The sequence below is a fragment of the Streptomyces sp. NPDC021749 genome (assembly GCF_040640655.1).
GTDB lineage: Bacteria > Actinomycetota > Actinomycetes > Streptomycetales > Streptomycetaceae > Streptomyces.
In genome coordinates this window covers 196,837-206,876 of record NZ_JBFACE010000003.1, presented here as the reverse complement: position 1 = coordinate 206,876, position 10,040 = coordinate 196,837, and the positions used below count along the sequence as shown (strand labels likewise).

At 73.5% G+C, this 10,040-nt stretch carries 11 protein-coding genes; 7 read left to right on the top strand and 4 right to left on the bottom strand.

Annotation, left to right across the window (positions count from 1 at the left end):
- Positions 1 to 125: 125 nt before the first annotated feature.
- From AB0G35_RS04605 to AB0G35_RS04580, 6 genes are all read left to right on the top strand, one after another.
- The gene (locus AB0G35_RS04605) at positions 126 to 878 is read left to right on the top strand and encodes a class I SAM-dependent methyltransferase (RefSeq protein WP_360943572.1); all 753 of its coding nucleotides are present in this window, start codon (positions 126 to 128) and stop codon (positions 876 to 878) included.
- A 4-nt stretch (positions 879 to 882) separates the two neighbouring features.
- On the top strand, positions 883 to 1,908 hold the full coding sequence (locus tag AB0G35_RS04600) for a DMT family transporter (RefSeq protein WP_360943569.1): 1,026 nt from the start codon (positions 883 to 885) through the stop codon (positions 1,906 to 1,908).
- A complete protein-coding gene (locus AB0G35_RS04595; protein WP_360943566.1) occupies positions 1,895 to 2,119 on the top strand; it encodes a Trm112 family protein in 225 nt (74 codons plus the stop codon). Before AB0G35_RS04600 ends, AB0G35_RS04595 begins: the two co-directional genes overlap by 14 nt.
- Positions 2,116 to 2,925 (top strand): FkbM family methyltransferase, encoded by an 810-nt coding sequence (locus AB0G35_RS04590; protein WP_360943563.1) that lies wholly within the window; start codon positions 2,116 to 2,118, stop codon positions 2,923 to 2,925. The genes AB0G35_RS04595 and AB0G35_RS04590 overlap by 4 nt, the downstream gene beginning before the upstream one ends.
- Positions 2,909 to 3,517, top strand: a complete 609-nt coding sequence (locus tag AB0G35_RS04585) for a hypothetical protein (protein ID WP_360943560.1) — start codon at positions 2,909 to 2,911, stop codon at positions 3,515 to 3,517. Before AB0G35_RS04590 ends, AB0G35_RS04585 begins: the two co-directional genes overlap by 17 nt.
- A 205-nt stretch (positions 3,518 to 3,722) precedes the next feature.
- Complete coding sequence (locus tag AB0G35_RS04580; protein WP_360943557.1) at positions 3,723 to 4,754, top strand: rod shape-determining protein; 1,032 nt, start codon at positions 3,723 to 3,725, stop codon at positions 4,752 to 4,754.
- A 178-nt stretch (positions 4,755 to 4,932) separates the two neighbouring features.
- Here the strand turns inward: AB0G35_RS04580 and AB0G35_RS04575 are convergent, their stop codons facing one another.
- The 3 genes from AB0G35_RS04575 to AB0G35_RS04565 form a co-directional block, all read right to left on the bottom strand.
- The gene (locus AB0G35_RS04575; protein WP_360943554.1) at positions 4,933 to 5,529 is read right to left on the bottom strand and encodes a histidine phosphatase family protein; all 597 of its coding nucleotides are present in this window, start codon (positions 5,527 to 5,529) and stop codon (positions 4,933 to 4,935) included.
- Between the two features lie 11 nt (positions 5,530 to 5,540).
- Entirely contained in the window at positions 5,541 to 5,933 is a 393-nt protein-coding gene (gene trxA, locus AB0G35_RS04570; protein WP_360943551.1) for a thioredoxin, read from the bottom strand.
- A gap of 643 nt (positions 5,934 to 6,576) precedes the next feature.
- Complete coding sequence (locus tag AB0G35_RS04565) at positions 6,577 to 6,939, bottom strand: cupin domain-containing protein (RefSeq protein ID WP_360943548.1); 363 nt, start codon at positions 6,937 to 6,939, stop codon at positions 6,577 to 6,579.
- 292 nt (positions 6,940 to 7,231) lie between these two features.
- Here AB0G35_RS04565 and AB0G35_RS04560 point away from each other — a divergent pair, with 292 nt between their 5' ends.
- Entirely contained in the window at positions 7,232 to 8,107 is an 876-nt protein-coding gene (locus tag AB0G35_RS04560; RefSeq protein ID WP_360943545.1) for a glycosyltransferase family 2 protein, read from the top strand.
- 675 nt (positions 8,108 to 8,782) lie between these two features.
- Here AB0G35_RS04560 and AB0G35_RS04555 read toward each other — a convergent pair.
- A complete protein-coding gene (locus tag AB0G35_RS04555) occupies positions 8,783 to 10,033 on the bottom strand; it encodes a TIGR02679 family protein (protein WP_360943542.1) in 1,251 nt (416 codons plus the stop codon).
- Positions 10,034 to 10,040 lie beyond the last annotated feature (7 nt).

Below are 10,040 nucleotides of genomic sequence, written 5' to 3'. Positions count from 1 at the left end.
TGAGCCCAGAGAGGCCGGACAGCCCAGTGAGCCCAGAGAGGCCAGTGAGCCCAGAAAGGCCAGTGAGCCCGGAGAGCCCGGAGAGGCCCGTCACCCCGGAAAGGCTCACGCCCCCGGACCGGCCCATGCCCCCGGACCGGCCCATCCCCCCGGTCGGCGAGCTGCGGGACTTCTACGAAGATCCCGCCGTGCCGGTGGCGTCCGGGGCCGGGCGCAGCCGGCGGCAGGCGCGGCTGCTGGCGCGCGCCCTGGGGCCCGTACGGGCCGGGGCGCCGGGTGCCACCGTGCTGGACATCGGCTGCGGCGACGGCACCGCGGCCGCCACCGCGGCGGAGGTCCTGGCCGGTCACCGTCTCATCGGCGTCGACTGGTCCCAGGACGCGCTGCGCCGCGCCCAGGCCCGTATTCCGTCTGTCGTACGCGGCGAACTCACCGACGGGGGGCTGCCGTTCGCGACCGGCTCCGCCGACGCCGTCCTCTTCAGCGAGGTCGTCGAGCACCTCGTCGACCCCGATGCGGCGCTGGACGAGCTGCACCGGGTGCTGCGCCCCGGCGGTCATCTGATGCTCTCCACCCCCAATCTCGCCGCCTGGTACAACCGCGGGCTCCTGCTCGCCGGGGTCCAGCCCGTGTTCTCCGAGGTGAGCATGCGCCGGATCCACGGCCGGCCCGGCACCCAGGTCGTCGGCCATCTGCGCCTCTACACCGCCCGCGCCCTGCGCGGCTTCCTGGCCGCGTCCGGCTTCGAGGTCGTACGGATCGCGGGTGCGCCGTACCACGACGTACCGCGACCGCTGCGCCCCCTCGACCGGGCCGCATGTCACCTCCCGTCGCTGGCCTCCGTCCTGCTCGCCCATGCCCGCCGGAGAAGGGAGTAGCGCGATGCCGTGGTGGGGCGTGGCGTCCGCGCTGCTCGCCAACGTCCTGTACAGCACCGGTTTCGTACTGGAGAAACGGGCGTTGGCGGCGCTGCCCGCACTGAGCACCCGGCAGCCCGCCCGGGTCGTCGGTCACCTCCTGTCCAGTCCGCTGTGGCTGGGCGGTTCGCTGGCGCTGGCCGCCGGGTTCGCCGCCCAGCTGGCCGTCTACCGCACCCTGCCGCTCGCCGCCGCGCAGGGCATCTTCGTCTCGGGTCTGGTGCTGTTGCTGCTCCTCTCCTCGGTCGTGCTGGGTGAGCGGACCAGCGGCCGGGAGCGGCAGAGCATCGTGGCGATCCTCGTCGCGCTGGTCCTGGTCGTCGCCTCCCTCCGCGGCGAGGACGCACGGGCCGTCGCCCGCACCGCCCCGCCCGCGACACTGCTGGTCATCGCCGTACCGTCGCTGGCCGCCGGACTGCTGCTCTACCGCTCGGCGGAACGGCGGGCCCGCCGCCGCCACCGCCTGCCGACCGCCGGCGTGCCTTACGGGGTGGCCGTCGGCCTGCTCTACGGCGTCAGCTCACTGGCCATCAAGGGCGTCTCCGGCCTGCTCACCACGCATGATGTCCCGGCCGCCGCCGGGCAGTTGTTCCGTTCGCCGTATCCCTACCTCCTGCTCTTCACCGGCGCCGCCGGACTGGTGCTGTCGCAGACCGCGCTGCAGCGCTGCCGGGCCTCGGTGATCGTCCCCGTATGCACCACCGTCACCTGTGTCTTCACCGTCGTCTGCGGCACCGTCGCCTTCGGCGAGCCGCTGCCCGCCGATCCGCTACGGCTGGCGCTGCGGCTGGGCGGCACCGCCGTGGCCGTGACCGTCCTGCTCGCACTCCCCCGTCATGACACGCCCCCGGCTCCCGAGCCCCGAGGCCGCCGCACCGACGACCCCGCCCCCGAGCCCCCGTACCGACGCGCCCCCGAGCCCCGAGCCCCGCGTTCGGCCCCGCGCCAACCTCCCTCAATCCCGACGGAGTTGAGTCATGAAGCCCGATGACCCGCTGCTCAAGATCCTCGTCTGCCCCCTCGACAAGGGGCCGCTCTCCCTCCTCGCCTCCGAGGACGTCCTCTACAACCCCCGGCTGCGCCGCCGCTATCCGATCCTCGACGGCATCCCCCAGCTCCTCCCCTCCTCCGGCGAACAGGTCACCGAAGCCGAACACACCCGTCTGCTGCGCCGCCTCACGGACCAGGAGCCGCTGCCGTGACGCTGGCCGCGCGGCTGGCGCCCCGGCTGCCGGCCCGGCTGGTGTCGGCGCTGGCCGCCGGGCTCTATCCACGCTTCGAGCCGGAGCTGCGGCGCCTCGGCGACTTCTGCCCGCCGGGTGGCACGGCCGTCGACATCGGTGGGTGGTACGGCCCCTGGACCCGGCGGCTGGCCCGGCGCGCTGACCGGGTCATCGCCTTCGAGCCGGTGCCCCATCTGGCCCGTCTGCTCGCCGCCGTGACACCTCTTCATGTCGAGGTGCTCTCCGCCGCGGCGACCGACCACGCCGGCCGCGCCACCCTCTGGCTTCCCCCGGACGGCCGCGGTGACCGGGGGGTCTCCTCGCTCGTCCGCCGTGAACTGCACACGGCCGCCCTCGACGTGCCCTGTCTGCCGCTGGACGCGCTCGGTCTGACGTCCGTCACGCTCATCAAGATCGATGTGGACGGTGCCGAGCTGCGGGTGCTGCGCGGCGCCGTGCGGACCATCGAACGGGAACTCCCGGCGCTGTTCGTGGAGTTGGAGGCCCGCATCCAGCCGCTCCGGCCCGTGCTGGACTGGACGGCGGCGCGCGGCTATCGCGGCTGGGTCCTGCCGCACGACCACTGGCTGCCACTGGCCGACTTCGATCTGTCCGCCCATCAGTCCCGCACCTCCCACGTCGCCGAACACGGCCTGCTGAGGCGCTCCCTCGCCCCGCACCGCCGCTACGTCAATTCCGTGCTGTTCCTTCCGGACGGCGAGCGCCCCGGACCTCCCGCGGCCCCCGTCGTCCACGACCATGTCCATCATGAACCCCACCACTGACAATGACCCGCCCGCCTGCCCCGGCACCCCCTCCGACCTGCCCGGACCGCTCGCGTTCCAGCTCGTGCTGCTGCGTCGGATGGCCGACCACCACCCCGGCCTGGTCGAGGACGCGCTGCGGGAGCTGGGGGCGTCACGGGCGCAGATGCGGGAGGCCAACCGCCGCTGGCAGGCGCGGATGCACGCCCCGCGGGCGGGCGGTGTCCAGCCGTACCGGGCGCTGCTGGGCACGCCCGAGTCCGTCACCCCCCGCCGCATCGGGGATCTGACCTGCGAGGCGCTGCTCTGGCCGGTCCCGCTCTGGCCCGCTCTGCGGTTCGAGGTGCTCACCGCCGCCCGGGGCACCGTCTGGAACGCCTGGCTCGTCCGCGCGCCCGGTGCCGCCGGCCCCGAGTTGCGCACCACGGAGGACCTGGCTCCGTGGTCGTGCACGGTGGATGAGGTGGCCCGCGCGTTCCCTCCGGCCCGCCCGATGGAGGGCAGCGCCCCGACCCGCTGGCGCCTGGCCTGCAAGGCTCCCGGGCCCGACGGCGCACCCCAGGATCTCGTCGCCGAATTCACCTGGGGGCTGTATCAGCGGCGGGTCGACTGAGCGGCCCCGGCACCCGTCCGCGGTCACCCGTTCGCCCCGTTGCGCGCCCGCCCGTCCCCCGACCGGACGCTCTCGGCGGGCGGAGTTGCGCGGGCGCTCGGAGGATGGCGCACGAGCGGTCCGTGTGATCGGGCCGTCCCAGCGGTCCGGCGTACGGGCCGTACGAGCGCTCCGTCCATACCGGCCCATCGGGGAGGAACCGCCCATGACCATCAGCCTCGCCCAACTGCGGCGCTGCTCGGCCGCCATCGACCTCGGTGCGGCCCGGACCAGGGTGTATGTGAAGAACCAGGGGCTGGTGGTCGATGAACCGACCGTCGCCGCCATCAACACCCGCACGGGTGCGCTGCTGGCCGTCGGCGCCCAGGCGGAGGTGATGGACGGCCGCACCCCGGACTACATCCGGGTGGTGCGCCCGGTGTCCGGCGGCACCGTCGTCGACATCGACATGGCCCAGCGGCTGTTGCGCACCCTGGTCGGCGACAAGTTGCGCAAGTCCTGGCGCCGCCGCCCGACGATGCGGGCCGCGGTCTGCCTGCCGTACGGGAGCGAGCCGCTGGCGCAGCGGGCCGCGGTCGAGACGCTCACCGGGCTGGGCGCGCGCCGGGTGGAACTGGTCGACACCCTGGTGGCCGCCGCCGTCGGTTGCGGGCTGCCGGTGGAGCAGCCCGAGGCGACCATGATCGTGGTGTGCGGTGCGGGGACGACGCAGGTCGCGGTGCTCTCGCTCGGGTCGATCGTGGCCGCGGAGACCGTGCCGGTGGGCGGCAACGCCATCGACCACGCGGTGGTGCAGCATCTGCGGCTGCACCACGAACTGATGCTGGCGGGCCAGGCCCTGCGCCCGCTGCAGACGATCCTCTCCGGTGGCGACGGGCTCACCCCCGGCTCCACCGAGGTGCACGGCCGGGATGTGGTCAGCGGCATGGCCCGGTCGGTGCACGTCGACACCGAGCGGGTACGGGACGCCATCACCACCCCGCTGACCGCGATCCTCGACGGGATCAGCGCGGTACTACGGCGCTGCCCGCCCGACCTGGTCGCCGACCTCGGCGAGCGCGGCATCATGCTCGCCGGCGGCAGTGCACTGATCCCCGGCCTGGAGCCGATGATCCATCAGGCCACCTCGATGCCGGTGCACACCGCGGACCGTCCCGCCACCTGCGCGGTGTTGGGGCTCGGCGCGATGATCGAGGGCAAGGTGCAGCCGCTGCACCTGGACCCGATGGCACCGTAGGGGGATGTACCTGGATCCGAGGGCACCGTAGGGGATGTACCTGGATCCGACCGGCACCGTAGGGGGCGGGGCGGGGCGCAGGGGCGCGCCAGCATCACGGGCTACGCGTTACGGGTCACGGGTCGCTGGTTACGGGCTACGGGTCACGGGCTACGGGCTACGTGTCACGGATTACGTGTCACGGATTACGAGAGTTCCACGCCACCACGGCCGGGCGGTCGTGCTCCGTCCCCAGGACACCGACCGCACCCGTCTCGAACGTGAACAGTCCGCCCGCGGCGGCCGGCAGCCCGAGCCGGCGGGCGGTCAGCACCCGTAGGAAGTGCGCGTGCGCCACCAGCACCACATCGCCGCGGCCGGCCCGCAACTCCGTGTCGATCCGGGCCAGCACCCGGTCGGCGCGCGCCCCGACCTGCGCGGGCGACTCGCCGGGGTGGCCGTCGGGGCCGGGGACGACGCCGTCGGAGAAGAGGTACCAGCCGGGCCGGCTGCGGTGGATGTCGGCGGTGGCGACGCCCTCGTAGCCGCCGTAGTCCCATTCCCGCAGGTCCGGGTCGATGTGCGGCTGCGCGAGGCCCGCCAGCTCGGCGGTGCGCAGTGCCCGCACCATCGGACTGGCGTGGACCTGCGCGATCTTCCGGCCCGACAGCAGCGGGCGCAGCGCGCGGGCCTGCTCCTCGCCGACGGCGGTCAGCGGCACATCGGTCCAACTGGTGTGCCGGCCGTCCCGGCTCCACTCGGTTTCGCCGTGCCGGACCAGAAGTAGCTCGCTCACGAGCCCCGAGCCTACTGGCCCGTTCCGCCCTGCGCCTGCTCGCTCTTCTGGGCCTCGGCGACCGACGCCCGGACCTCGTCCATGTCCAGCGCCCGGGCCTGGCCGATCACGTCCTCCAGGGCCGCCTCGGGCAGCGCACCCGGCTGGGCGAAGACCGCGATGTTGTCCCGGACGATCATCACCGTCGGGATGGACTGGATCTGGAAGGCCTGCGCGAGCTCGGGCTGGGCCTCCGTGTCGACCTTGGCGAAGACCAGGTCGTCGTGCTTCTCCGAGGAGCGCTCGAAGACCGGGCCGAACTGCTTGCAGGGGCCGCACCACTCGGCCCAGAAGTCGATCAGCACGAAATCGCTCCCGGAGACGATCTCGTCGAAGTTTTCCTTGGTGAGCTCAACGGTGCTCATGTATGTCCCTGCTTCTGTCGAGGATGTGCTGCTGTTGGCACGGTCTCCGGCTGCGGGAACGGGTTCGCCCCGCGGCGTATTCCTTGCGCCACGACGCATCCGTACGCCGGACCGCCCCGCTCCCCTGCCCACCGAGAGCCTTCCTAGACATCCCGATCCACGTGGGAAGGCACACGCCGGCGGCCGCCCTCCCCCCAACGGGACGGCCTCATATCCAATACGGCGGCGACGGCACGTCCTCCCCGCCGGCCGTGGCCAACCCCGTCCCGGCCGGGCTGCGCCCCGTCAGCCAGCCCAGCAGATCAGCCGATCGGCCCAGCACCGCGCTGCCCGCCAGGTCTTCCAGCTGCCCGTCAGGTCTTCCACCAGCGCGGCGACCGGGCGGCCCGCCCCGGCCTCGGTCTCCGCCGCGCGGGCCGCCATGCTCGGGTACCGCGGAATCGCCTCTCCCGTACGCGCGCCCGTCGCCGCTACCCCCGCTCATGGCCACACGCCTGCCCCAGCCTCCCCCAGCATTCCGTTAAGTGAAAACAGAATGCCGCATCACGAGAGGCGCGAGGAGGGGGCGGGTAGTTCCCGGCCGATGGACCACCGCTCAGCGGTTCACCCCCTCACCGACTGGGCGTCACCCTGGTCCGGCGGCTCACCCACTCTCCTTCGCGTAGTCCTTCGCCATGCCGCCCGCGAAGTCGTAGACCACGACCTGTTCGTCGCCGACCACCCAGGCGTCGTGACCGGCCGGGCAGACGAAGACGTCGCCGGGCCCCACCTCGGTCTCCGCGCCGTCGTTCATCCGCACACGGAGCCGCCCCTGGACCACGAAGCCGTTGTGGTGGACCTCGCAGCTGTCGGTGCCGGCGATCGGGGCCACCGACTCCGTCCAGCGCCAGCCCGGCTCGAACGTGGCCACGGCGAAGTCCAGGCCGGTCAGATGCAGGGCCTCCAGGTGGCCCCGGGGAAAGTCCCGCCGCTCATCGGGCTTGTCGATCGGCTTGACCTCCATCATGAGGACTGCCTCCCTCCACCCCCTGGTCGTTACCGGATTCCCCACCCCTTCCATCGTGCGCCCGCACTCCCCGGGACGAAATGTCGCGGCACAGGCACCGCAGCCCGCAGCCGCCCCGCCCGACGGCTAGCATCCGGAACGATTCGCCCGGAACGCCCCACCCGAACCACCCCGGAACGACCACCGGCCCGCCCGGAACGCCCCACCAGAACCGCCCCGGAGCGCCGCACCGGAACGCCCCGGACCGCCGGGGCCGCCCTCCGCGGGACCGCCGAGAACGGAGCCTCCTCCCGTGCCCCATCTGCGCGTAGGCGTCGCCATCCTCACCATGGGAAACCGCCCCGCCGAACTCCAGGCGTTGCTGGATTCGGTCGCCAAGCAGGACCTCGCGCCGACCCACGTCGTGGTGGTCGGGAACGGCTCACCGCTGCCGCCCCTGCCGCACGGCGCCGTGGGCATCGAGCTGAGCGAGAACCTCGGCGTCGCCGGCGGCAGAAACGTCGCCCTGGACGAACTGCGCAAGCTCGGGGACGTCGACCTGGTGGTCGATCTCGACGACGACGGCCTGCTGATCAGCCCGGACGTCTTCCGCCGGCTCGCGGAACTGCACACCGCCGACCCCCGGTTGGGCATCGTCAGCTTCCGCATCGCCGACGAACGGGGCCGTACGCAGCGCCGGCACATCCCCCGCCTACGGGTCGGCGACCCCGCGCGCGGCGGCCTGGTCACCACCTTCCTCGGCGGCGGCCACTCCCTCTCCCTGCGCATGCTGGACCGCATCGGCGGCTGGCCGGACGACTTCTTCTACGCGCACGAGGAGACCGACCTCGCCTGGCGGGCCCTGGACGACGGCTGGCACATCCGCTACGCCCCGGAGATCGTGCTGCAGCACCCGTACACCTCCCCCACCCGGCACGCGGTCTACCACCGCATGGTCGCCCGCAACCGCGTCTGGCTGGCCAAACGCCACCTCCCGGCGCTGCTGGTGCCGGCCTACCTCGGCGTATGGGCCGCACTGACGGCCGTCCGCAGCCGCTCGGTGGCGGGTCTACGGGCCTGGGCCGCCGGCTTCACCGAAGGCGTCCGCACCCCCTGCGGCCCGCGCCGCCCGATGCGCTGGCGCACGGTCTGGCGCATGACCCGCCTCGGCCGCCCCCCGATCATCTGAGGCCCGCGCCGCGGCCATCAGGGCGACCGCCCGGCCTCGCCCCCCCGCTCGGCGGCCCGACCACCCACCGCCGAAGCCGCCGACACACCACGCCGTAGCCACGAGTCGCCGGCAACGAAAAGGGCCCTCACCTGCACTGTGAGGGCCCTTCCTGCCGTGCGCCGCCCGGAGCGATCACTCCTGCTCCAACAGGCTGTGGTGGGGCGGGTGGGACTCGAACCCACGGCCGACGGATTATGAGTCCTTTTCGGATCTTCCGATCTCTCACCGATCTTGCCTTGGGCTTCCCATATCCCCAGGCAGGAGCCCCACTGGCTGCCGTCCGGCTCCGCCGGCTTCCTGATCCTTGCGGGTCCTTCCGTCCACTGCGTGTCCACTACGAGTCCACCGGTGCCCGTTCCCATCCCCCGCATTGACGGCACGGCGAGCCGTGCTCGCAGGCCGAGGCATTCGAGGGGGGAAGGAGGTTGAACGCCGACGCAGCGGAGTGCCTTACCGGAGACCGACGCCTGCACGCTCCGTCGACCGGTCCTGCGCGGAGCACCCGTGCACGCGACGCACCCATCTCGGTGGCTCAGCGGCTTCCCGACCGGACTACGGCCGTGCCCGCAGGGGCGAAGGTGGGGAGCGCCCCTGCGGCCGGGAGCAGGTATCGCCGGCGTCTTACCGCGCATCTCACCGCGCGAGGTCGGCCAGCAGATCGTCGAGCAGAACCTCTTCCTCGATGCGCACGCCGAATTCGGTGAGAGCCGGGCGCAGGTCCGGGTCCCACGCCGCGGTGGCGGGTGTGCCGGTCAGCGGTGGGGCCAGGGGGACGGTGGCAGTCGCGGCTCGGTAGTCGGCGGCCGTGTAGCGCCAGGGCCGCCACGGCACGCGGTGCAGCAGCGCGGTGGCGATGCGCAGGCCGCCCCAGTCGAAGTCGCCGTGGTAGCGCAGGGCTGTGCCGTGGTTGTGCAGGTGGCGCAGCAGGGTGAGGGCGGCGGCCGAGGGCTGGCCCTGGAGACAGACCAGGGGCGGGCAGGAGGCACCCAGGGTGTCGGCCGCGGTGGCCAGGACGGCCGGATTCTCGCAGACGTGCACCGGGTCGGGTGCCGTGCGGGGCGGGGTGCGCGTGAGCTGACGCAGGGTCAGCACAGCGGGTTCGCCCGCCTCCGCGGCCCAGTCGAGGGCGGGAGTGCCGCGCAGCCCGAGGGTGAGAACGGTGGAGGAGAGGGCGTCCTTGAGGAGCCCGGCCGAGGCCCAGGCCTCGCGGCGCCACTCGGCTCCGCCGCCGTCGGGGAAGCCGGTCATGGCCCGGGCGCCGGACAGGACGAGGGTGGCGAGCGGCGTGCCGTCGTCCAGGGCGTGGGCGTCGCCGAGGGCGGTGGCGGCGAAGGCGGAGAGGGAGATGGCTGGATCGGCGGGCAGCCGACGCAGCGCCTCGGCGGTGTCGCCGAGCAGTCTTTTCGCCGCGTGCGGGGTGCGGGCGAGCCGGCGTACGAGGCCGTCGCAGCGCAACCGGTCGGCCCAGTCGGCGAGGTCGGGTCTGCTGGTGCGGATCAGGGCGTCGAGCGGGACGTACGCCTCCCGCCAGGCCTTCTCCTCCTGCTCCCGTACGTCCGTGAGCCGGGTGACGGGGCCGGTGAGGGCGGTGACGGCGGCGGCCAGGCCGTCGGGACTGGCGCCGGAGCGCCGCAGCACGGCGTCCACCGCGTCGAGGCGCAGGCTCAGCGAACGACCGGCGCCGGGGGCACGGCCCAGCAGGCGTTCGGCCGCGGCGCGCTGCGCGGCGGTGGGGGCGGCCAGGGTGACCAGGCCGGTGAGGGGTTCGTCCCGTGCCATGCGGCGGCGTACCCGGTCGACCAGCCAGGCGAGGTCGGAGCCGCCGAGCAGGCGGGCCAGGCGTTCGCGGTCGACGGGCGCGGTGGGCGGCTGTGGCGTGCCCATGCCGGGC